Origin of the sequence: Desulfotomaculum sp. (genome assembly GCA_003513005.1) — a bacterium.
Classification (GTDB): domain Bacteria; phylum Bacillota; class Desulfotomaculia; order Desulfotomaculales; family Nap2-2B; genus 46-80.
The window spans coordinates 1-23,439 of the sequence record DOTD01000072.1 but is presented as its reverse complement, the minus strand read 5'-3'; the positions used below and the strand labels follow the sequence as shown (position 1 = coordinate 23,439).

At 43.8% G+C, this 23,439-nt stretch carries 23 protein-coding genes, 1 tRNA gene and 1 pseudogene; 20 read left to right on the top strand and 5 right to left on the bottom strand.

What is annotated here, in order from left to right; translation table 11 throughout:
• The first annotated feature begins 1 nt into the window (after window position 1).
• The 12 genes from fabG (at window position 2) to DEH07_08770 (ending at window position 10,507) form a co-directional block, all read left to right on the top strand.
• A complete protein-coding gene (gene fabG, locus DEH07_08825) occupies window positions 2-745 on the top strand; it encodes a 3-oxoacyl-[acyl-carrier-protein] reductase (protein ID HBY04603.1) in 744 nt (247 codons plus the stop codon).
• 36 nt (window positions 746-781) lie between these two features.
• Window positions 782-1,024 carry an acyl carrier protein gene (locus DEH07_08820; GenBank protein HBY04602.1) on the top strand — a complete coding sequence of 81 codons (243 nt, stop codon included), beginning with the start codon at window positions 782-784 and terminating at the stop codon, window positions 1,022-1,024.
• A gap of 62 nt (window positions 1,025-1,086) precedes the next feature.
• Window positions 1,087-2,328, top strand: a complete 1,242-nt coding sequence (gene fabF, locus DEH07_08815; protein HBY04601.1) for a beta-ketoacyl-[acyl-carrier-protein] synthase II — start codon at window positions 1,087-1,089, stop codon at window positions 2,326-2,328.
• Window positions 2,329-2,332: 4 nt separating this feature from the next.
• Complete coding sequence (locus DEH07_08810) at window positions 2,333-3,049, top strand: ribonuclease III (protein ID HBY04600.1); 717 nt, start codon at window positions 2,333-2,335, stop codon at window positions 3,047-3,049.
• Window positions 3,050-3,057: 8 nt separating this feature from the next.
• Window positions 3,058-3,966, top strand: a complete 909-nt coding sequence (locus DEH07_08805) for a signal recognition particle-docking protein FtsY (GenBank protein HBY04599.1) — start codon at window positions 3,058-3,060, stop codon at window positions 3,964-3,966.
• A 24-nt stretch (window positions 3,967-3,990) separates the two neighbouring features.
• A complete protein-coding gene (locus DEH07_08800) occupies window positions 3,991-4,776 on the top strand; it encodes an S-methyl-5'-thioadenosine phosphorylase (protein HBY04598.1) in 786 nt (261 codons plus the stop codon).
• The gene (mtnA, locus tag DEH07_08795; protein ID HBY04597.1) at window positions 4,776-5,813 is read left to right on the top strand and encodes an S-methyl-5-thioribose-1-phosphate isomerase; all 1,038 of its coding nucleotides are present in this window, start codon (window positions 4,776-4,778) and stop codon (window positions 5,811-5,813) included. The genes DEH07_08800 and mtnA overlap by 1 nt, the downstream gene beginning before the upstream one ends.
• A gap of 81 nt (window positions 5,814-5,894) precedes the next feature.
• The gene (locus DEH07_08790; protein HBY04596.1) at window positions 5,895-6,458 is read left to right on the top strand and encodes a fuculose phosphate aldolase; all 564 of its coding nucleotides are present in this window, start codon (window positions 5,895-5,897) and stop codon (window positions 6,456-6,458) included.
• Window positions 6,455-7,702 (top strand): adenosylhomocysteinase, encoded by a 1,248-nt coding sequence (locus DEH07_08785; protein ID HBY04595.1) that lies wholly within the window; start codon window positions 6,455-6,457, stop codon window positions 7,700-7,702. Before DEH07_08790 ends, DEH07_08785 begins: the two co-directional genes overlap by 4 nt.
• A 24-nt stretch (window positions 7,703-7,726) precedes the next feature.
• Window positions 7,727-8,269 carry an adenine phosphoribosyltransferase gene (locus DEH07_08780; GenBank protein ID HBY04594.1) on the top strand — a complete coding sequence of 181 codons (543 nt, stop codon included), beginning with the start codon at window positions 7,727-7,729 and terminating at the stop codon, window positions 8,267-8,269.
• A gap of 137 nt (window positions 8,270-8,406) precedes the next feature.
• The gene (locus tag DEH07_08775; protein ID HBY04593.1) at window positions 8,407-9,201 is read left to right on the top strand and encodes an S-methyl-5'-thioadenosine phosphorylase; all 795 of its coding nucleotides are present in this window, start codon (window positions 8,407-8,409) and stop codon (window positions 9,199-9,201) included.
• Between the two features lie 58 nt (window positions 9,202-9,259).
• A complete protein-coding gene (locus DEH07_08770; GenBank protein HBY04592.1) occupies window positions 9,260-10,507 on the top strand; it encodes a hypothetical protein in 1,248 nt (415 codons plus the stop codon).
• Window positions 10,508-10,528: 21 nt separating this feature from the next.
• Here DEH07_08770 and DEH07_08765 read toward each other — a convergent pair whose 3' ends face one another.
• Entirely contained in the window at window positions 10,529-11,140 is a 612-nt protein-coding gene (locus DEH07_08765; protein ID HBY04591.1) for a repressor LexA, read from the bottom strand.
• A 226-nt stretch (window positions 11,141-11,366) separates the two neighbouring features.
• Here DEH07_08765 and DEH07_08760 point away from each other — a divergent pair, with 226 nt between their 5' ends.
• The 7 genes and pseudogenes from DEH07_08760 (at window position 11,367) to DEH07_08730 (ending at window position 16,873) form a co-directional block, all read left to right on the top strand.
• Window positions 11,367-12,896: a methylmalonyl-CoA carboxyltransferase gene (locus DEH07_08760; protein ID HBY04590.1), complete on the top strand. Its 1,530-nt coding sequence runs from the start codon at window positions 11,367-11,369 to the stop codon at window positions 12,894-12,896.
• A gap of 14 nt (window positions 12,897-12,910) precedes the next feature.
• Complete coding sequence (locus DEH07_08755; GenBank protein ID HBY04589.1) at window positions 12,911-13,117, top strand: hypothetical protein; 207 nt, start codon at window positions 12,911-12,913, stop codon at window positions 13,115-13,117.
• Between the two features lie 29 nt (window positions 13,118-13,146).
• Window positions 13,147-13,530, top strand: coding sequence for an acetyl-CoA carboxylase biotin carboxyl carrier protein subunit (locus DEH07_08750; protein ID HBY04588.1), 384 nt, complete (start codon window positions 13,147-13,149; stop codon window positions 13,528-13,530).
• 109 nt (window positions 13,531-13,639) lie between these two features.
• A pseudogene (locus DEH07_08745) lies at window positions 13,640-14,672 on the top strand (oxaloacetate decarboxylase subunit alpha).
• A 166-nt stretch (window positions 14,673-14,838) separates the two neighbouring features.
• Entirely contained in the window at window positions 14,839-15,696 is an 858-nt protein-coding gene (pstC, locus tag DEH07_08740; protein HBY04587.1) for a phosphate ABC transporter permease subunit PstC, read from the top strand.
• Window positions 15,693-16,541 carry a phosphate ABC transporter permease PtsA gene (gene pstA, locus DEH07_08735; GenBank protein ID HBY04586.1) on the top strand — a complete coding sequence of 283 codons (849 nt, stop codon included), beginning with the start codon at window positions 15,693-15,695 and terminating at the stop codon, window positions 16,539-16,541. The genes pstC and pstA overlap by 4 nt, the downstream gene beginning before the upstream one ends.
• A 131-nt stretch (window positions 16,542-16,672) precedes the next feature.
• Window positions 16,673-16,873: a hypothetical protein gene (locus DEH07_08730; GenBank protein ID HBY04585.1), complete on the top strand. Its 201-nt coding sequence runs from the start codon at window positions 16,673-16,675 to the stop codon at window positions 16,871-16,873.
• Between the two features lie 79 nt (window positions 16,874-16,952).
• Here DEH07_08730 and DEH07_08725 read toward each other — a convergent pair whose 3' ends face one another.
• The 4 genes from DEH07_08725 to DEH07_08710 form a co-directional block, all read right to left on the bottom strand.
• A complete protein-coding gene (locus DEH07_08725) occupies window positions 16,953-18,128 on the bottom strand; it encodes a glycosyltransferase family 4 protein (GenBank protein ID HBY04584.1) in 1,176 nt (391 codons plus the stop codon).
• Entirely contained in the window at window positions 18,125-18,652 is a 528-nt protein-coding gene (locus DEH07_08720) for a hypothetical protein (protein HBY04583.1), read from the bottom strand. The genes DEH07_08725 and DEH07_08720 overlap by 4 nt, the downstream gene beginning before the upstream one ends.
• Window positions 18,653-18,753: 101 nt before the next feature.
• Entirely contained in the window at window positions 18,754-19,845 is a 1,092-nt protein-coding gene (locus tag DEH07_08715; GenBank protein ID HBY04582.1) for a 6-phosphofructokinase, read from the bottom strand.
• Between the two features lie 46 nt (window positions 19,846-19,891).
• Entirely contained in the window at window positions 19,892-22,636 is a 2,745-nt protein-coding gene (locus tag DEH07_08710; GenBank protein ID HBY04581.1) for a UPF0182 family protein, read from the bottom strand.
• 342 nt (window positions 22,637-22,978) lie between these two features.
• Between DEH07_08710 and DEH07_08705 the strand changes: the two genes are divergently transcribed.
• Window positions 22,979-23,054: transfer RNA gene (locus tag DEH07_08705), tRNA-Trp, on the top strand.
• Window positions 23,055-23,439 lie beyond the last annotated feature (385 nt).

Here is a 23,439-nt window from a genome sequence, read left to right as displayed (position 1 = left end):
AATGGTCCTTAACGGCAAAAAGGCTGTTGTTACGGGGGCCTCCAGGGGCATAGGACGCGCAATCGCCATGTCCCTGGCTGAATCGGGAGCGGATGTACTGGTAAATTTTACTAATGACGCAGAGGCTGCGGAAAAGGTATGCAGCGATATTGAAAAATTTGGCCGTCAGGCAATCGCCTACCGGGCAAATGTCGCTGATCCGGAGCAGGCCTCGTCAATGATCCAATTCGCCGTAAAACAGTTGGGACGTGTAGATATCCTGGTTAACAACGCCGGCGTTACCCGGGACAATCTGGTTGTATCGCTTCGTGATGAAGACTGGGACAGCGTTCTTTCGATCAATCTCAAAGGCGCCTTCAACTGTGTAAGAGCTGTAACACGACCTATGCTCAAAGCGAAATGGGGACGAATAATTAACATTAGTTCCATTATTGCTTATACAGGAAACGTCGGTCAGGCAAATTATGCAGCCAGTAAAGGCGGACTAATTGCATTTACAAAATCGGTCGCGCAGGAACTGGGTTCGAGAAAGATTACTGTAAATGCAATTGCTCCGGGATACATTGAAACTGACATGACGCAAAGCCTTCCGGAAGCATTCAGGGAGAAAATGCTCTCCCGCATCGCCCTGAGACGCCTGGGAAGACCGGAGGAAATAGGTTCGGTGGCAGTTTTCCTGGCCAGCGATGCGGCAAGCTATATAACCGGCCAGACCATTATAGTGGATGGCGGTATCGCAGTATAAATATAATGCTATAAAAAAAGAAAAGGAGGTGAAAAAATGTCCAGTCAGGAATCTATCGCAGAAAAAGTAAAAGCAATAATAGTAGAACAGCTTGGTGTTGAGGAAGAAGAAGTAAACTTAGATTCTTCTTTCATCGAAGACCTTGGGGCGGATTCTTTGGATATAGTCGAACTTGTCATGGCTTTTGAAGAAGAATTTGATATAGTTATTCCAGATGAAAACGCAGAAAAAATTAGAACAGTCGGTCAGGCAGTCAAATATATTCAAGATCACAGGTAGACCGTGTCTAAGTACAGGTTTTAAAAACAGGCTTAATTTTTTATTGCAGGGAGGTTTAAGGTTTGCAAAACCGTGTGGTAATTACAGGCATGGGAGTTATTTCTCCTTTAGGATTAGATGTGGAAAATTTTTGGGCAAATCTAACATCAGGGATTTCCGGTGTAGATTATATTACCTTTTTTGATACTGAAAATTACGCCACGCGGATTGCTGCCGAAATAAAGGACTTCAATCCGACAGATTTTCTTGAGAAAAAAGAAGCCAGGCGAATGGACCGCTTTACCCATTTTGCCATGGCGGCTGCTGGTCAAGCAATTAAAGACGCAGAATTAAAGCTGGAAACATTGAACAGGGAACGCATTGGAGTGATTCTTGGCTCGGGTATCGGCGGGATAGGGACGCTTGAAGAACAGCATAACATTCTAATAAACCGCGGACCTGACAGGATAAGCCCATTTTTCATAACCATGCTGATTCCCAATATGGGCGCCGGCCAAATAGCTATTGCATATGGTTTAAGAGGGTATAATATGGCTACGGTCAGTGCCTGCGCATCCGGCAACAACGCTCTTGGAGACGCATACAGTCTTATTAAGCAAGGTTACACCGATGTGATGATTGCCGGCGGCGCGGAAGCTCCCATAACCCCGTTAGCTATTGCAGGTTTCTGCTCCATGAAGGCAATGTCCACTTACAACGAGGAACCCAAAAAAGCCAGCAGGCCCTTCGATTCAAACCGCGACGGTTTTGTAATTGGCGAGGGAGCCGCCATGTTGGTTTTAGAAAAGTTGGAACATGCGCTTGTACGCGGCGCTAAAATATATGCCGAAATTGCCGGTTACGGGTGTACTTGTGACGCATATCACATTACAGCCCCTGAACCCGACGGCAAAGGAGCCGCAAAAGCCATGGAACTGGCGATGTTGGATGCCGGTGTTTCAACCAGCGATATAGATTATATAAATGCTCACGGCACATCCACACCTCTTGGCGATAAGGTTGAAACAATGGCCATAAAACATCTCTTTAATGGTTCAACAGGGCGCCTCGCCGTAAGTTCCACCAAGTCCATGACCGGTCATCTTCTAGGAGCAGCAGGAGGAGTTGAAGCGGTCACATGTGTAATGACTATTTGCAAGAAGGTAGTTCCCCCAACTATAAATTATGATCATCCCGATCCGGAATGTGATCTTGATTATGTTCCGAATAAGGCGCGTCCAATGCCCGTCAAGATCGCTCTGAACAATTCACTCGGATTTGGCGGTCATAACGTATCTTTGCTGTTCAGGGAGTTCGAAGGATAAGAAAATGCACGAATCCAACATCAGGCAGAATATCGGCAGTTTGAAAGATGCGCTTGGATTTGCCTGGAACAATGAAATACTTTTACAAACAGCTTTGACTCATGGTTCACATGCATACGAAAACAAGACACAGGATCTTGAAGACAACCAGCGTCTTGAATTTCTAGGCGATGCCGTATTAGAACTTTCGATTAGCAATTATCTTTTTAAAACATACCCCGGCAGCGCCGAAGGAGAGTTAACCAAAATCAGGTCAACTCTTGTCTGTGAGCCGTCTCTGGCCAGGGCAGCTAAAGAACTAAATCTTGGAGATTGTCTTTTTATCGGAAGAGGTGAAGAATATTCCGGAGGTAGAAACCGGCCGTCTATTCTTGCAGATGCTTTCGAGGCATTACTGGGGGCAATTTTTTTAGACCAGGGGTTGGATCGGGCAGCACTGGTAGCAATTGACAGTCTAACAGCAGTAATTAACGATCTTATGGAAGGACGCGCCGGAAAGGATTACAAGACCGAACTTCAGGAATTTCTTCAGCAGAGAGGTCCCGAACCTGTTAATTATGCAATAATCAATGAAGAAGGTCCTGATCATAACAAGTTATTCACCTCAGGAGTCTATAGCTGCGGAAAAGAAATTGGACGGGGAAAAGGGCGCTCCAAGAAAGAAGCGGAACAGCAGGCTGCCCGCCAGGCATTGGAAAAGATCAGGAGCGAAACACCATAGGGGGAAAAATGTCTTTTTTTGATAAGCTAAAAAAAGGACTGTCTAAAACCAGACAGAACCTGGTCGGCAAAGTAGAAGAATTAGTAACCGGGAAAAAAGCCATTGATGAAGATATCTACGACGAACTTGAAGATATTTTAATCCAGGCTGATGTCGGCGCTGAAGTTTCCGCCGAACTCGTAGACAAGCTTCGCCAAACAGTAAAGGAGCGAAAAATAAAAGATCCTGCCGGTTTAAAACCTTTGCTTAAAGAAATAATTAGAGATACCCTTGAAAAAGGAACAAACACTCTGAATATAGGGGAACCGCCTACCGTTATTCTGGTCATAGGCGTAAACGGTACCGGAAAGACAACAACAACCGGCAAACTGGCTCACCGGTTTGTACAGGACGGCAGGAAGGTTATTATCGCAGCCGCAGACACTTTCAGGGCAGCGGCCATAGATCAACTGGAGATTCTAAGCAGCAGGGCCGGCGCCGAGGTTATCAAACACCAGGAAAGATCAGATCCTGCCGCAGTTGCTTTCGACGCCCTGCAGGCTGCCAAGGCACGCAAAGCGGATATCCTTATTGTAGATACGGCAGGAAGGCTGCACATAAAAAGCAACCTTATGGAAGAACTTAAAAAGATCGCGCGCGTTTTATCCCGGGAAACACAGGGAGCGCCTCAAGAGGTGCTGCTTGTCCTGGATGCTACAAACGGTCAGAACGCTTTAACTCAGGCCAAAGCATTCGGCGCCATCATGGGAGTAACGGGAATAGTGCTGACAAAACTGGACAGCACTGCCAAGGGAGGCATAATAATCGGAATAAAAGGCGCTCTGGGCACGCCGGTAAAATTTGTCGGCGTCGGAGAAAAGATTGACGACCTGCAGCCCTTTAATGCTGAAGAGTTTGTCGATGCTTTGTTTGCCTAGAGCATTGATTCGGAGTGGCCGGATATGGCAAAACTTGCTGGCATTATCGGCGGCACTGGAATTTATAATGCCGGAATGCTTGAAAATCCCCGGAAGGAAGTACTGGATACTCCCTATGGGCAAGTAAATATTAATTGCGGGCGTTTGCATGACAAGGAAGTTGTTTTTATTGCGCGCCACGGTGAAGGTCATACAGTGCCTCCTCATCTGATCAATTACAGGGCAAATATATGGGGCTTAAAAACTTTGGGCGTAAAAGTCATTTTAGCCCTGGCCGCTGTTGGTTCTCTAAGCACAGACTTAAAACCTGGAGAAATTGTTCTTGTAAATCAGTTTCTGGATTTCACCAGGTCCCGGCAGCAAACCTTCCAGGAAAAAGAAGTCCTCCACCTGGACATGACAACTCCGTATTGTACATACCTGCGCAGACTGCTTGCCGTAACTACCAAACAACTTGGTCTGGCTTGCCATTATGGAGGAACATATGTCTGCACTGAAGGCCCGAGGTTTGAAACGCCTGCTGAAACACGGATGTACAATTCTTTAGGCGGAGACGTCATAGGTATGACAGGTGTCCCGGAAGCAGTCCTGGCCAGGGAAGCAGGTATCTGTTACGCGGCAATTGCTTTGATCACAAATTTTGCGGCCGGTATTTCATCATTGCGTGCGCTTTCACATAATGAAGTTGTTGACACAATGACCCAGAATGCCGTAAACATAAATGCCCTTTTGCAAAAAACAATTGAAGTTCTGGATCTTTCACGGGCATGTTCATGTCAGGAATCCCTAATCAAGGGGCAGATGATTTAATGGATACAATGCGCTGGGAAAAAGATTCACTATTACTTCTTGATCAGACCAGGCTTCCGCAAAAAGTGGAATACATAAGATGTAAAGACTACGAAACAGTTGCCCAAGCAATCAGGGATTTAAGCGTCAGGGGAGCGCCGGCTATAGGTGTAGCCGCGGCTTATGGACTTGTCCTGGGTTTATTAGAAAAACAATTTATCACCGGCGAGGATTTGATAGCGGAAGCGAAAAGGATAGCTCAAGAATTGTGGCTCACCCGCCCAACCGCAGTAAACCTGCGTTGGGCTTTGGAACGCATGCTGCAAAAAATGAACGAGGCAGCTGCATCTTCGCTTACCCCGGAGTATCTGAAAAGTGTGCTTCTCCAAGAAGCTCACGCAATTTTATCAGAAGATATAAATGCTAATAAATCCATCGGAAATTATGGAGAAAAACTGATTCCGGATAAAGCAAGGATTTTAACCCATTGCAACGCAGGCGCTCTTGCAACAGCAGGTTACGGAACCGCGCTGGGTGTAATCAGGGCTGCCAAGGAAGCTGGAAAAGAAGTAAGTGTTTTTGCGGATGAAACAAGACCTCTTTTACAGGGCGCCCGTCTTACCGCATGGGAAATGGTCCAGGAAAAGATACCTGTCACACTGATTACTGATAATATGGCGGCAAGCCTGATGGCTCAGCAAATGGTTGACCTGGTTATCGTAGGAGCTGACAGAATAGCGGCAAACGGCGATACGGCCAATAAGATCGGAACATATGGAGTTGCCCTGCTGGCCAGAGAACACAAAATACCTTTTTATGTCGCTGCGCCTGTTTCAACAATAGATTTAAAACTAAAACAGGGGAAAGATATCCCGATAGAAGAAAGAAATTATCTTGAGGTAACATATATTTCAGGCCAGATGATTGCCCCTGAAGGGGTAAAAGTATGGAACCCCGCCTTCGATGTTACACCAAACGTTTTAATCGCCGCCATTATAACAGAACGAGGGGTGGTCACGCCACCATACGATAAAAATTTAGCTTTGATTGTGGGATAAAGCGCATCGTTGTTCACAGGTGAGCGATATTGCTTAAATGCTGCCATTGATTGTCAGCGTTGAGGGCGTGGTGAAATTTACGTGTGGCAGGAAATAGAAAAGTACGGAAAAAAGTTAGTGGCTTATGGCCTGAATCACTCACATTTTGGAAATATTAGTATCCGTAGAGGAGATACTCTGCTGATCACCAGAAGCGGATGTCTTTTGGATGAGATTAATGAACAAATGCTGGTCGAAGTAAATATTCAAAAAGGAAACGCTGCAAATGCTTCCTCTGAAACAATAGTTCACCGCCAGATCTATATTAAAACACCGGCGCAGGCAGTAGTACATGTTCATTCTCCTTTTGCAACAATAGAGTCTATGCTAACCAACAGCAGGGTAATTTTTTCTGACGATACGGAAAGCAAAAGTTTTATGCGGGAAATCCCAATTATTGCCGGAGAGGCGGGATCTCAGGAATTAGCTGAGGAAGTGGCAAATGCTCTTGTTGATCATAAGGCGGCAATAACAAAAGGGCATGGTATTTTTGCCGCCGGCGCATCACTTGAACAGGCGTACATTTACACTTGTTCAGTTGAGCATATCTGCCAGCTGAAGTACTTCTGTGATTTAAAGACTTTCTTATTAAAAGGAGTTAGATGATGACTAAAAAAGAGCTTGTACAAAAAGGTGTCTCCAGAATCAATTGGGCTCGTGCAAAGATGCCTGTCGTAAGCGCAATAGCGGAAAAATGGAAAGAAGAAAAACCATTAAATGGTATCAGGATTGGGGCATGCCTGCATGTTACAACCGAAACCGCAAATCTGGTCATAGCGTTAAAAGAAGGGGGAGCTTCAGTTTCGCTGTGTGCTTCAAATCCCTTGAGCACACAGGACGATGTTGCGGCCGCTCTTAACAGCGCTTATGGAATTCCCACCTACGCCAAACGGGGGGAAGATACAAATACATATTACCAGCACATACTGAACGTTTTGGACACAGCGCCTCAAATCACTATGGACGACGGAGCCGATCTTGTAAGCACAATCCATACTCAGAAAAAAGAACTCCTCAAGGAAATCCTGGCCGGAACTGAAGAAACGACCACGGGAGTGATCAGGCTGCGTTCTATGGAGAAAAGCGGCGCATTGGCATATCCGATTGTCGCTGTAAATGATGCTCTTACCAAGCATCTTTTTGATAACCGGTACGGGACCGGACAGTCATCGCTTGACGGAATATTGCGCGCTACCAACTACCTTATTGCCGGAACAAATTTTGTTGTTGTAGGTTATGGATGGTGCGGAAAGGGTGTCGCCTCCAAAGCAAGAGGAATGGGAGCAAATGTTTCAGTTGTTGAAGTAGATCCCTTAAGAGCCCTCGAAGCTTTGATGGATGGTTTTCAAGTAAAAAATATGACAGACGCGGCAGCCGCAGGAGATATTTTTCTTACTGTAACCGGCAATAAAAGCGTTATTGACCGCAAGCATTTTGAAGTTATGAAAGACGGAGCCATCCTGGCCAATTCCGGCCATTTCAATGTGGAAATCAACATTGAAGCTTTGGCCCAGGTAGCGGTTGAGCAAAAAACTGTTAAGGAAGATGTCGTCCAGTATCAGATGGCGGACGGCAGAAAGCTCTTTCTGCTGGCCGAGGGACGACTGATTAACCTTGCTGCGGCGGAAGGGCACCCTGCGCAGGTTATGGACATGAGCTTTGCGAACCAGGCCCTGGTTTCAGCCTGGCTTGTCAAAAATCAAAAAAAGCTGAAAAAGAAGGTCTACCCGGTCCCGAAAGAAATTGATTCCCTGGTAGCCCGGTTAAAGCTGGAAAGCCTCGGTGTGAAAATCGAATCGCTGACTCCAGAACAAGTGGAATATCTTGGCTCCTGGCAATCCGGAACCTAAGAAATAAAAGGTGAGGTGTAAATTGTGAATCTAACTTCTGAACAAGAAACAAATCTAAAAAATAAAATAAGGACGATTCCCGATTTTCCAAAGGCAGGGATCCTCTTTCGGGATATAACAACCCTTTTACAGGATGGACCTGCTTTTAACCAGATAAACGATCTGCTTGCCGAATATTGCATTCAAAAAAAAGCAGAGGCCGTTGTAGCTATTGAATCCCGCGGCTTTATTTTTGGCGGAGCGATTGCCGACCGTCTTAAAATTCCTTTTCTTCCCGTCCGTAAAAAGGGGAAGTTGCCTGCCGCAACGGTTAAGGCAAGCTATTTCCTGGAATATGGACAAGAATCCGTGGAAATGCATATGGATGTCTTCAACAAGAAAGAAGGAGTAGTTATAATTGACGACCTTCTGGCCACAGGCGGAACAGCCGCAGCAGCAGCCGAGCTTGTTGAGAAATGCGGAGGAAAGGTAAACGGATTTGCTTTTTTAATCGAACTGGACCTGCTGAACGGAAGAGATAAGCTTCAGCAGTACGATGTTTTTTCACTGCTTCATTACAAAGAGTAATAAAATAAATAAAATTAAAAAATAAAATAAAATAAAGGAAAATAAAGGGAAAATAAAGGGACGTTCTTTTTGTTTGCTAAAACACACAAGAACCGTCCCCCTGTGTTACTTTAAAAATATTTTTGCGAGGTGAAACCATGGAGGCCGAAATAGGTATTTTTGGGGGTTCTGGTTTTTACCGTTTTCTTGATAACGTAAAGGAATACAAGATTGAAACCCCTTATGGACCGCCGAGTGATAAGATAGCCATCGCTGATTTTAAAGGTAAACGGATTGCCTTTTTACCCCGGCATGGAAAAGAGCACAGCATACCGCCCCACATGATCAATTACAGGGCAAATGTCTATGCGATGTCCAAACTGGGCGTAACCAGGATATTCGGGCCCTGTGCGGCGGGAAGCCTTCAGGCTCACGTCAGAAGAGGGGATTTTGTAATCTGCGACCAGTTCGTGGACAGGACATGGGGCAGGGGGGATACCTTTTACGATGGTCCCATTGCAACACATATCAGCGCAGCTGACCCCTATTGCCCGGAAATGCGCAAACTTATCATCAGTAAGTGCAAGGAACTCGGTTTCTCCATGCACGAACAGGGAACCGTAGTCGTTATCCAGGGACCTCGCTTTTCAACGCGGTCGGAAAGCCGGTGGTTTACAAAAATGGGCTGGGAAGTAATTAATATGACCCAGTATCCCGAAACAATCCTGGCCCGTGAACTGGGAATATGTTATGTAAACATATCTTTAATCACCGATTATGACGTAGGTCTCGAAGGGGAAGAATTTATCAATCCGGTAAGCCACGAAGAGGTCTTTAAAGTTTTTAATGAAAATAATGACCGGCTTAGATCTTTGTTGTACGCAGTCATCGAAGCAATAACAAGCAGGAGAAACTGCTCATGTGAGGAATCGCTGCTTACAGCCAGGTTTTAATCCATCTTAAACATTTAAGGTCAGGCAAGTTTTTAGGTGAAACCGGGAGAAATAGTTTATGGGAAGTAGAAATCTGACAAACCTTGCCAAAGAAGTTGAAGAAGAGATTCAACTATTATACCGTGAGGTTGACAGAAAAGCGGCCATCAATCATTCCCGCGTATTGGAAGCTTTTCGATCTTTGAGGGTAAGTGACTTTCATTTGCGCGGCACAACAGGTTATGGTTACGGTGATCAGGGACGCGAAACTCTAGAAAAGCTTTATGCCATAATCTTTGGTTCGGAAGATGCTCTGGTCAGAGGGCAAATAATAAGCGGCACTCATGCGTTAGCGATTTGTCTTTTTGGAGTTCTGCGCCCTGGCGATGAACTTATGTCTGTTCAGGGCTCTCTTTATGACACTCTTCAGGAAATTATCGGGATTAAAGGCGGCGCTGCAGGAAGCCTCAAGGATCTCGGTGTTGTTTACCGGCAGGTGGAACTTGCCGCTGATGGCGAATTTGATTGGGACTCTATTACCAGTACTGTTAATCCGCGAACAAAGGTGGTTTTAATACAGCGTTCCTCAGGATATTCAAACCGTCGTTCCTTAAAAATTGAAGATCTAAAAAAGCTGATTTTGTTCCTTAAAAACCGGCGCCCGGATATAATTACATGCGTTGACAATTGTTACGGAGAATTTGTTGAAGAAATTGAACCGCCTGAGGCAGGCGCTGATTTAACAGCGGGTTCGCTAATTAAAAATCCCGGCGGAGGATTGGCTCCCAGCGGGGGGTATATTGCCGGACGCAGGGACCTCGTGGAAATGGCTGCAGGAAGGTGGTCTGCGCCTGGTATAGGCAAAGAAGTCGGCCCGTCGCCTGATTTTCAACGATTGTTTTATCAGGGACTGTACCTGGCGCCGCATGTTGTGGCGGAATCGTTGAAAGGCGTAATCTTTACCGCCCGTTTCTTTGAAAAATTAGGCTTTGCCGTTTCTCCGTCTTACAATGAACACCGTGCTGATATAGTGCAGCGTATCTTTCTTGGGTCACCGGAAAATGTACAAGCGTTCTGCATTGGTATTCAGGAAGCTTCGCCGGTGGATTCATATGTTCGCCCGGAGCCATCAAATCTGCCCGGTTATCAGGATAAAGTAATTATGGCCGCCGGGACATTTGTCCAGGGGGCATCATCAGAATTAAGCGCTGACGCGCCTCTTAGGGAACCGTATATTGTCTACGTTCAAGGCGGTTTATCGAAAGAATATGTTAAGATAGCAGTTTTAAACGCAGCCAGGAAAGTGCTTAACGCAAGCAGGAAATAAAATATTTAGTAAAAAGTAAAATTATAGTTTCCTCAGCAGGGCGGTTACTTTACCCAATATATTAATATTTTTCACAATGATAGGGGAGAGCAAATCGTTTTCGGGTTGAAGGCGGACATGATCTTCCTCCAGAAAGAAGCGTTTTACGGTAACTTCTTCACCAAGCAAGGCAACAATTATATCACCATTATCAGCTGTCTGCTGGCGGCGAACGACTACCAGATCACCATCCAGGATACCCGATTTGATCATACTTTCTCCATGGATCCTAAGGAGAAAGAATTCGCCCTGACCTGTTAGATCAACCGGAACAGGCATGACTTCCTCCGGGTTTTCAATAGCCAGTAAAGGATCACCGGCAGGAACCCTGCCCAAAACCGGTATATAATGAACATTAATGTTCCGAAACCCGGATGGGTCCCCCATAAGTTCCAGAGCACGGGGTTTGCTTGGATCACGATGCAAAAAACCTTTTTGCTCAAGGCGCTGCAGGTAGCCGTGTACTGTAGAACTTGAGTTCAGGCCGACAAGCTGGCCGATTTCCCTAACGGAAGGGGGATACCCCTTAATTTGAACCACCTTTTTTATAGCGTCGAGTATCTGCTGCTCACGAGATGTAAGTTGGGATAACAAGGCACAAATACCTCTTTCTCTTAGTAATAGCTTTTATTTGGTAATTATTTTGATTATAATACATAAGATAGCATTTTAAAATTAAAAAAAGAAATTTTGTGCAGCCAGGAAGGATTTATGTTACAAATGGTGAACATTTTAGATACAGTTTTTGCCAACCCACATAATGAGCGATAGTATGTTACAAAAGTGTCTTTGCTTACATGAAGGAGGTTAAGTCCTAAACGTGCAGAAAAAACTTGATCAGCTAAAAAGCTATCGTGAACAAATAGAAGCTGGAGGCGGTAAGGCCCGTATAGATAAACAACATGAAGCCGGCAAAAAAACTGCACGCGAGCGTATTGATCTTCTGTTGGAACCCGGATCATTTGTTGAAATCAATACTTTTGCAGGGAACGAAGACATACCGAATCTGGAACACCCGGGAGAAGGTGTGGTAACAGGCTACGGTACAGTCAATGGCCAAAAAATATTTATCTTCGCTCAGGATTTTACAGTTACCGGCGGTTCACTTGGTAAGGTCCATGCTGCAAAGATAAGTAAGGTCCTGGACCTGGCCACAAAAACAGGAGCGCCAGTAATTGGCTTTAATGATTCCGGTGGAGCGCGTATACAGGAAGGAATCGACGCCCTTGACGGATACGGACAGATTTTTTATCGCAATACAATAGCTTCGGGTGTAATACCACAAATATCAGTGATCATGGGTCCCTGCGCCGGCGGTGCGGTATACTCGCCGGCCCTGACTGACTTTATTTTTATGGTGAAAGATATCGGCAGGATGTTTATTACAGGTCCACAGGTTATTAAAGCCGTTACGGGGGCCGAAGTGAGCATGGAAGATTTGGGCGGCGCATTAACTCATAACCAAATTAGCGGGGTCGCTCACTTTGTTGCAGAATCAGAAGAGGAATGCATGGTCCTCCTCAGCCAATTATTAAGCTATTTGCCGTCTAATAATTTGGAAGAACCTCCACTGTATGATTCCAGGGAACCTATTGGAAACCAGGAGGAATTGCTTAATATTATACCGGAAGAACCACATTTGTCTTATGATGTACGGAAAGTAATTAAACTAATTGTTGATGCCGGAGAACTTCTTGAAGTACAAGCCTTATATGCGCCAAACGCTTTAATAGGTTTTGCCCGTTTTGAGGGGCGTACAGCAGGTATTGTTGCCAATCAGCCTACTTATCTTGCCGGCTGCCTGGATATAAACGCGTCAAATAAGACAGCCAGATTCGTCCGTTTTTGTGATTGTTTTAACATACCTGTTGTAACTCTAATAGATGTGCCGGGTTATTTGCCCGGATTTGCGCAGGAATATGGCGGTATTATACGGCATGGGGCAAAATTACTATATGCTTATTCGGAAGCCACTGTGCCTAAAATTACTGTAATTTTACGAAAAGCCTATGGCGGAGCATATATAGCCATGGGCAGCAGTTCCTTACGGGCTGACGCAATATTTGCCTGGCCAACCGCAGAAGTTGCTGTAATGGGCCCCGAGGGTGCAGTTAATATCCTCTACAACAATGAAATTTCTAAATCCGAAAACCCGCAGGAAACGCGCACAAAACTTGAGGGGGAGTATCGCGCCAAATTCGCCAACCCTTACATTTCTTGCGCCAAGGGATATGTGGACGACGTAATCAACCCCAGACAGACCAGGAGTAAAATCATTGCTTCCCTAAAGGCTTTCTCGAACAAAAGAGAAACAAGGCCTCAGAAGAAACACGGAAATATTACACTGTAAAGAGGGAGAAAGAAATGAATCAACTGAAGGGAATAACAAAAGAAATAAGACCTGAAATTGCTGCAGCCGTAACAGCGGCCTTGATTGCAGGCGGTCTTCTTAAAAACGAAGATTATAATTATAATCCTGGAAAGCGGAAACAGACAGTTCCTGCAACCTGGAAAATGGCAGGCTTAAGTGAATTAATGCGAAGCAGGTTATCCGGACCGAGGTATTTTTAAAAAGCAAAGTATTTCCCTAGGGGGATTATATGAAAAAGTTTAAAGTAACTGTTAACGGTGAAGTCTTTGAAGTGGAAGTTGAAGAAATAAGCCCGTCTAAAAGTCAACTTGTCAGCCTGCAGCCTGTTTTGCAGCAGCCTCTCAGTACTGAACTTCCACATAGTGTTTTTTCGTCAAAAAGAATACCTGGCAATTTAAAACGTGGGATTGTCATATCTCCTATGCCTGGCAGTATAAGCAAGATAAAAGTTAATGTAGGCGATCAGGTTAAAAAAGGAGATATTCTTTTAGTCCTGGAAGCTATGAAAATGGAGAATGAAATTAACGCCACGGACGACGGCAAAGTAAAAGAAATCCTTGTTAAAAAGGGACAGAAGGTTTCTGGTGGTGATATACTGGCAATCATTGAATAGACATGAATAATTAACCGAAGGAGCTTAATTCTTGGTAAAGAAAATGCACCGCTTAGGAATAACAGATACGACTTTACGCGACGGGCAGCAATCATTACTTGCAACAAGAATGCGTCTTGAAGACATGCTGCCTATCTGTGAAAAATTAGATCAGGCAGGATTCCACTCCCTGGAAGTTTGGGGAGGGGCAACTTTTGATTCTTGTCTGCAATAACGAATACTACGTTAAAATAGCGAAAACCCTGGAAAATATGGGCGCGGACAGTATTTGCATAAAAGATATGGCCGGTCTTCTGACACCCCAGTCAGCCTACGATTTAGTCAGTGTCTTGAAATCCAAAATAAAGATACCTCTTCAGTTGCACTGCCATTATTCCAGCGGGCTTGCCCCGATGGCCTATTTACGTGCTATTGAAGCGGGTGTAGATGTAGTAGACTGCGCAATATCAACAATGGCAATGCAAAGTTCCCTCCCATCTGTAGAAACAATTGCTGTTTCTTTAAAAGATACTCCATATGAAACGACTTTTAACTTGAAACTTCTCTATGAGATATCCGAGTACTTCAAGGAAGTCCGCAAGAAATATTCAGAATATGACGTTTCCCCTAAAAGCTCTGATATCAATGTAATGGTTTATCAAATACCAGGGGGAATGATTTCTAATTTCATAACTCAGCTTTCCGGGCTGGATGCTCTGAACAGGCTCCCGGAAGTACTTGTTGAACTTCAGCAGGTAAGGAAAGATTTTGGCTACCCGCCTCTGGTCACACCAACAAGCCAAATACTGGGGGCTCAGGCCGTTTCCAATGTCCTTTTTGGCCGTTATCTGCTTGTTACAAACGAAGTTAAAAGATATATGCTTGGATACTATGGACAACCACCTGCGCCGATAAACGAAAATGTTCGAAAACTAATAATAGGCCAAGGGGAAATAATCTCCTGCCGCCCCGCTGACTTATTGGAACCCGGCCTGCCGGCTGCGCGCCTTGAAGCTGGACCATACATGGAAAAAGAGGAGGATATTCTTTCAGTGGCCCTGTTCCCTGAAATAGCAATTGATTTTTTACAGGAACGTCTTTCCAGGATGACTATGATTGATTTTCAGCTTGCCGATGAAAACATGAACTACTATCCCGCTTAGACTAAACATTCGGCAATATGACCTTTTTTGTTAAAAACTTAACATTAACTTAACATTACTATAACTTTATTTTAATCTGTTTGCTTATACTTAAGTAAGCGTCCGTATCAATACGCCAAACCAGGGACCTATTTTCCACTAATATCAACATACAAAAGGAACATCCATGTTTAATCGTTATTTTGTGGATAACGTCTCCAAACAAATAGTTTTTGTTTGTGCTACCATCTCTCTTCTTATTCTTTTCCTTATTGTTATTTTTATCTTAAAAGAAGGATTCCCCGCTTTTACAAATATAGGTCTAGCAAAATTCCTTTTTGGAACTGAATGGAGTTTAAAAGAGGAAGAATTCAGCATCCTTCCGTTGATCATCGGTTCTATCCTGGCAACTTTGGGCACTGTTGTTATGGCCACGCCATTGAGCATTGCCTGTGCAGTCTTCCTTTCTGAAGTAGCCCCGCGAAGAATAAGTTCTTTACTCAGACAGGCTATAGAAGTTCTTGCCGGCATCCCTTCTGTAGTTTACGGACTTGTTGGAATGATTATGCTTGTACCCATAATAAGGCAGCTTGGAGGCAGCGGTTACAGCCTATTAGCAGGCATAGTCGTACTAACAATCATGGTTTTACCTACAATGGTAACTATTACAGAAGACAGCCTCCGCGCCGTTCCAGTTTCTTATAAGGAAGCCGCCCTTGCCCTTGGCGCAACACAATGGCAGGCTATTTGGATGGTCCTTCTTCCTGCCGCAAGGTCCGGTATTACAGCTGCCTTTATTCTTGGAATGGCAAGGGCTATAGGTGAAACAATGGCCGTTTATATGGTGATCGGTAATGCATTCGCTATTCCCAGAACCCTTCTGGATCCTTCCCGAACCTTAACTTCCCATATAGTCGGACAAATTCTTGAATCCGCAGCAGGAAGCTTACACTTAAGCGCTTTGTTTGCTGTTGGAATTGTCCTTGTTGTGTTCATCCTGGTCTTTAACAGCATTGCCTTCTTAATAAGGAGAAAAACCTTATGATTATTTCCCCTAAGAAGACTCAAGAAATTGCCTGGATTATAACCTGGATATCCGGTTTAATTGTCTTTTTAATTCTCGCAATCTTGATCGGCTTTATCTTTTACCACGGTTTATCATCAATCTCATGGGGCTTTATAAATAATTCAATCCCTGAAGGAGGGATATTTCCAGCAATAATCTGCACTATTTACATTGTTCTTTTAACTCTGGCCATAGCGGTCCCCCTTGGCCTGGGCACTTCTATTTACCTTTCTTTATACGCTCCAAAAGGCAAGTTCAGCGACATTGTCCGTTATAGTATAGAAACTTTGGCTGGTGTACCATCAATTATTTTCGGCCTTTTCGGCATGGCCCTTTTTGTAATTGTATTGCTCGGCACGCAATGCCTGCTGGCGGGCGCGCTAACTATGGCTTGCCTTGTTCTGCCAACTATGATCCTGGCATCGGAAGAAGCAATCAGAGCCGTACCTATCTTTCATATAGAGGCAAGCCTTGCCCTGGGAGCAACAAAGTGGCAGACAATTACGAAAGTTATTTTGCCTACAGCTTTACCCGGAATTATAACTGCAATCATACTCTGTGTCGGCCGTGTGATTGAGGAAACAGCATGTCTATACGCAACCCTTGGTTTAAGCATGCTTACGCCTGGTTCTTTATTCCATGGTGGAAGGACTCTGGCGCTTCATTTATATCTTCTGGTAACTGAAATGCCTGGGGATAGGGAACTGCTTATTGGCCAGGCTATGGGAACAAGCATAATTCTTATAATTATTGTAATCATGATTAATTTTTTAACACGATTTTTATCCGGTTACTTCCTTGATAGAATGAAAGGGGGAAATTAAAATAAACTTCTTTTAAACATATCAAGTAATCAATTCACCTTTAATTTTAGTTAATTGAAGTAAAATAGAATGCATTTTTTCGAAAAAGAGGATAAGCTTAAATAGAGATTCCTTATGTAAGGAAGCAGGCAATGAGTAATAAAAGGCATAAGCTTATTCTTAAAATGTGTATACTGGAAAGATATAAGCTTTGTGACAATTGTTGTGAGTGTTTTATTTGCTGCTTGGATGATCAGAAAGTATGCGATAATTGCGGCCTGTGCCTCGAAGCTCCCGACTACGGCATTTTCTTTACAGGAGTTTCTCCAATTACAGAAGAGACCAAAAAATAGAAAACATAAGTAGAAGTGCTTTCATACAATAGTTCCCATAATAGATATTATGTAAACTAATAATTAAAAACCTTACTTTCTACTTTTCACCATTAACCATGTATTTCTTTACCCCTCCCGCCTGCAGCACTTCCTGGTAGCTATTAATCAAATCCAGGGCGCACCGCCTGGAGGAGATTTTTTTCACATTTTCCTTTGCCTTTTCAGAAAACTTCTTTCGCAGCTCATTATCCTTCAAAAGCAGGACAACCTTTTCGATGAAAGAATTCTGATCCAAATCGGTAAGGTATCCGTCTTCACCATTGTTCACCATCTCGCATACACCGTTTGCTTTAACAGCAACGGATGGTATACCGGCGGCTTTAGCCTCGGCAATTACCAAACCCTGAGTTTCCGTCAATGAAGTAAAAACAAAGAGATCTGAGCCCGCATAATGACGGGCCATTTCGCTCTTATCCTTTTTTCCTGTAAAAATAACGTTATTGCTAATCCCACGGGCAGTCGTCCAGTTCTTTAACTCATCCTCCTCGGGACCACTGCCGACCAGCACAAGAAAAGTCCCGGGGAATTCAGCATAGACTTTCTCGAAACATTCAAGCAGAAAATATATATTTTTCTCCTGCCCCAACCGGCCGGCAAAAAGAAGGACTTTACTTGCATCCGGAATGCCGTAGTGTTCTTTCAGCCAGAACCTGTCCGGATTTGAGAACTCACTTAACTTAATACCTGTAGGAATCTTTTTAATCCGTGTGGAAACACCCATTTGTAATAAATGTTCACGGACAACTTCGGTGGGAACTATGACAACATTGCTTTGATTGCAGAAATTCCTTGAAATACTCCTGACAATATTTTTGGTTATCTTCTGGGCAATGGGAAAATAATGAACATATTCATCGTAGAGGGTATGGAATGTAAAAACAAGCGGAATTTGTAACCGGCGGGCGCAGCTTGACCCGACATGACCAAGAATAAAAGGGGAATGAGCGTGAATTATTTCTGGCTGCCATTTTTCAAGAATATTTCCTAAATGGACCGAAAAAGGGAATGCCAGCGCAAAATCACGGTTGGTTGGAGCAGGGAGTGAACTGAAGCGGAATACGTTTTTCTGTTCATCCTGAATGTTGGAGTAGCTTGGGGCAAAAATGAATACTTCATGGCCCAGGGCGACTAATTCCTGATTAAATGTATCTATTGAATGGACAACCCCACTGGTATATGGAAAATAACTATCTGTAAAAAAACCTATTTTCAACGGGACAATTCCCCTTCACTTTCTTGCGGCCAATTATACCGGGCGGAACAGATCCGCCAGCCCTGTTCCGTTTTTATTAAAACATATTTGGCATCCCCTGCCCTGCTCTCACCTGTCAATAAATTATAATCTTTCAAGAGGGCAATCACTTCTGCCTGGGATTTATCTTGACGTATTATTTCGATGTCCGTTAAAGAATCTTGACAGTACCAATCGGTTGGTTGTTGAATAAATACCCAGCAATCCTGACTTAACTGATCTAACAAAATTCCTGTGTAATAACGGGATAATATTATCCTTACCTCATCAAGGCTATTAGCATGCCACCAGTTATTGTCACTTATTCCTCCCTGGATTACTTCCGTTAAATCGTTCTTTAAGCTGGAAGCTTTTTCGTCAGGCCCCCTGCTTGTACAGAGCCCTGATATAAAAAAACTGCAGATTAATATTGCCGGAAACCAGAACAGCATTCTTTTATTAAACAGGTTTCCAACATAATCAAGGAATCTGGGTATTTTATTCAAGAACATCTACCCCGCTATCTTTACACACCAAATATATTCGACGGCGTGGCAGATATTACCTTGTTAATATATGGTATTGTTTTGACGATTTTTGTTTTGTCTTAATCGCCCATAGAAATTCCCAACATACGTGCTGAATATATCAAATCGCTGTCCAGAGGGACCTGGCGGATTTTGCCCGCGGCTTCCTTCAAAGGCACAGATGAAATTGTTGCGCTGGTTAAACAAACCATTTCCCCAAAACGTCCGTCCATGATCAATTTTACGGCGCCTGTACCATAACGGGTGGCCAGGATACGATCGTAAGGTGTTGGCGATCCCCCCCGCTGGAGGTGCCCTAAAACTGTTACTCTTGATTCTTTGCCTGTTAAATCTTCAAGCTGCTTGGCCAATATATTGCCAATGCCCCCGAGACGTATCGTCTCAAAGCTGTCATCAATAGTTTTTTGTACAACCATTTCACCACCCACCGGTTTGGCGCCCTCTGCCACCACTATAATACTGAACTGCTTGTTTTGCTGACTGCGCTCGTTGACCTTTTTGACTATACTATCTATTTTATATGGTATTTCAGGAATAAGAATGGCGTCCGCGCCACCGGCAATTCCTGAAGTAAGCGCAATCCAGCCCGCATAACGCCCCATAACTTCCAAAACCATAATGCGATGATGAGATTCTGCAGTTGTATGCAGTTTATCCAAGGCATCTGTTGCCGTAGCCATTGCGCTGTCAAAACCGAAAGTCTGTTCTGTCGCCCAAAGATCATTATCTATTGTTTTCGGGACACCAACAACCTGTAATCCTTTTTCATACAGATCTCTGCCGATGGCTAGACTCCCGTCACCGCCTATTATGATCAGCGCATCTACCTCTTGAATGCTAATGTTCTCAAAAATCCGATCGGATACATCCGCGTAAATCTTTTTACCATCCTTTACTATGGGATAATAAAAAGGATTGTCCCGGTTTGTTGTCCCAAGAATGGTCCCACCACGTGGAAGTATCCCCGCCACATCCCGCTCACTCAACTGGCGTACCTGGTTTTTGATCAATCCCCCGAACCCGTTTAAAAACCCAACAACACCAAGACTATATTGTTTGACGGCCGTCTTAACGACCGCCCGGATAACGGCATTAAGACCCGGCGCATCCCCGCCTCCGGTAAGCACTCCTATATTTCTTATCTTGCCCATTAAAGTAACCCCCTTTTTATCTAAGGTAATTGTTTTATTCTTCCCCTCACTTGGCTTTATCAGCCAGTTCATTTAAAGTATCTTTCAACTGCCCCATCAAATTTCCATAACCTGCCCAGTCCCCGCCGGCAATTTTCTTTTGCGCCTCATCAAAAAGCCGGCTCGCCTTTTGAGAAAGGCTGGAAACTGTTTCTGCCGCGTTGGCCCCTTGCTCACCCGCAGGTTGTTGGCTGGACGGTTCAATAATATCTTGCCCGCCGAAGATTTTTTGCAGGGACTCCTCAAGTGTTCTCTCCATAACTACATGGTCGCCATGCGCTACAATCACACGGCTGAGTTCGGGCATTTTCCCCTGTGCCGCCTGGAGGTATAAAGGTTCAACATAAATCAGTGAGTCCTTTACCGGAATGACCATCAAATTGCCGCGTATAACCTGAGAACCCCTTTGGTCCCACAGGGAAAGCTGCTGTGAAATAGTTGTATCCTGATTTATCCTGGCCTCCACCTGCATGGGACCGTAGACCAGTTCCTGCTTCGGAAATTCATAAACGAGCAGTTTGCCGTAATTTTTACCGTCTGAGCGGCCGGCGAACCAGGCAATCATATTCTTTTTATTATGTGGCGTGAAAGGTATAATCTGTATATATTCGGGCTTTTCTTCCCCGGGCAGTCTGGCAATGGTATAGTAAGACTCCATAGTCTGTTCCTCACTGCCAAAGATTTCGGTCGGCAAATCCCACTTGTCTTCCTTATTATAAAAAACACGGTAATTCTGCATGTGGTAAACCATATATTTATTAGCCTGAATTGTAAACAGATCTTCCGGATAACGGATATGCTCCTTCAATCCGGAAGGCATTTCAGAAGCAAAAAGTCCGGGAAATATTTTCTGATAAGTCTTCAGTACAGGATCCGCAGAATCCGCAATATAAAACGTAACTTTACCGGTGTAAGCGTCAACCACAACTTTTACCGAATTCCGGATATAATTCATCTTATTTGAAAACGGTTCGGAATATGGAAACATATCGGTGGTTGTATAAGCGTCCCACATCCAGTATAGTTTGCCGTTATCAAGCACAAGATACGGATCTTTATCATAAAGAAGAAAAGGAGCTATTTTAGGAACACGCTGGTATAAACTACGGTAGTATAGCGCCTGGCTTTCGCTACTTATATCGCCCGAAAGTAAAAGTTTATAATCATTAAAAGTAAGGGTAAGAATCAAACGACGGACTATAGAACCAATTTTAACACCATCTTTGCCTTGATATGTCGACCAGGCGTTATCATCACCCATAGGATAATTAAACTCCTGGCTGCGAGTATTAACTATGACATAATTATTGGTCAGTTCGCCAAAGTAAATCTCAGGCCTGTTCACTTTTAAATTCGTACTTGTTGTTGGTGGAATGTCTTTTATAAGCAGGTTCGGGAGTCCTTCACCTGTGATTTCAGTTACCGGACTCATGGCAATTCCATATCCGTGTGTGTATTTCAAATGCTGATTAACCCATGTTTTGGCCTGATCGGGAAGAAGTTCCTGATTTAATTCCCTGGCCGCCAGCATCACCTGACGGTATTGGCCGTCGATATTATAACGATCAATATCGATGTCCTTAAATTCATAATAGGTGCGCATTTCCTGAAGTTGACTGTACGTCTGCTGCAAAGGCCTGTAATCCCATAAACGAATGTTTTTTATCGTATCCTGATTTCCCTTGACATCAGCAACATCTAATGTCTTTCCTGCAGGGAACAGTTTCTTGTCGATAGTATCAAGGTTATAAGCAATACGCGTGTATTTAATGCTGTTTTCAATATAGGGTTTTTCCTTGTCCATTTCGCTAGGCAGAACAACAAGTTTTTGGACTAATGCGGGATAAATCCCGTTTAAAATAATTGAGGCAACAATCATGAATCCTATTGCATATACAATAAAACGGAAGCGCCGCATGAAAATATTAACCAAAACTATAATACCTGTAATTGCGGCAAGAAAAAACATGACTTTATAAGCCAGTAGGTTTGCGTGAACATCTGTATACCCCGGGCCGAAGACAACACCTTTTGCGGAATGCAGAAGGGTATACTGCTGCAGTTTGTATCCCCATGCCATCAAAAGGAAATAAATAGCCAGTAAAATAGAAAGATGATAGCGGGCTGCTGTAATATCAAAGAATTTTCTCACGCTGAGGTTCCCGCTTGCAACGCTGGCCAGAAAATAAGCCAGCACAGTCCAGACAGCAATAAGAATTATTAGAGAGACTGACAATTTATAGAGAAACTGATAAAATGGCACTTGAAAAACATAAAAACTGATATCCTTATTGAAAATTGGTTCCTTTAAACCAAATGTGCTGGGGTGAAGAAATTTTTGCAAGATTACCCAGTCCCCTGTTACTGACGAACTTACCATCAAACCCATTAAAATGCTCACCACAACAAACACGGTAGTAACCGTTTTATTGTTTATAAACTTAAGCACAGGAGAACGCTGTAATGTTACTACGCCCCCCTCTTCAATCTCCCTGGACGATTGTGCCGCCGAAGTAATTGTCCTGCGTGTCAGCATAAGGCTTAAAAACAGCAATAAAAAAGTTAAAATAAATACAGCCGTGCGAAGGAGTATTTCAGAAAGATAACGAGTGGTAAAGACAAATTGATAATTTAAGCTTTTAAACCACAGCCAATCCACATACAGATGCCCGCCCCATTTGGCAAGCAAAAAAAACAAAAAAAGGGCTACCAAGATCCCTATTGCCAGCGGTCGAAATGAACGCAATGAAATTGCCTCCTTATATATAATTTGTTACATGGGTTTGGGTGATTTCTGCGACTCATCCGCCTCATGACGCAGCTTGGCCTGACAGAGCAGGCAAACGCTTACAGATTTCTTTGGGATATCTTCCTCGTCATCATATGGATCAGGCGCCGCTTCCTCAACTACAAAAAGACGTCCGCATAACATACACCGCTTATCCAAAAAATTACCCCCTGAAATGATAATGCATTTTAACGTATATATTCTTCATAAGGAGGCCGAATTCCTGCACTTTTCTTATTTTTCATAGGCGGGCAGTCTACTTGACACGCTCATAAAATTTATCCTATAATTAAATAGCAAAACAATAGGGGAGTAGCTCAATTGGTAGAGCAACGGTCTCCAAAACCGTAGGTTGCGGGTTCGATCCCTGTCTCCCCTGCCAGATTTCCCAAGGGTTTTAGCTCTTGGGAATTTTATTTGAAATAAAAAAGTGGAACAAATTTGGAACATTTCGTTTTTGTGGAACATAAGTGGAACACAATAATAAAGCACTCCCCAGCGGGATCATTGAATACAAAAAAGCGCCCCTTTCCGGAGCGCCCTCATTGCTTATAAAATACCTTCACAATTGCGATATTTACAGGGTCTATTTCACTGGTAAGGCATTCATGCTTGCCGCTTTAATCTAGTGCCAAATATAGGCACCCTGTAAAGCCAGGTGATCATTAAGAGGCTTGTCCTTCTTCTAAAAACAAGGGTTCTAAGCTGAAATCTACTTCAGTGCGCGTTTCCCGGTCAGAATAGTATAGCTCAGACACATCTTTTCC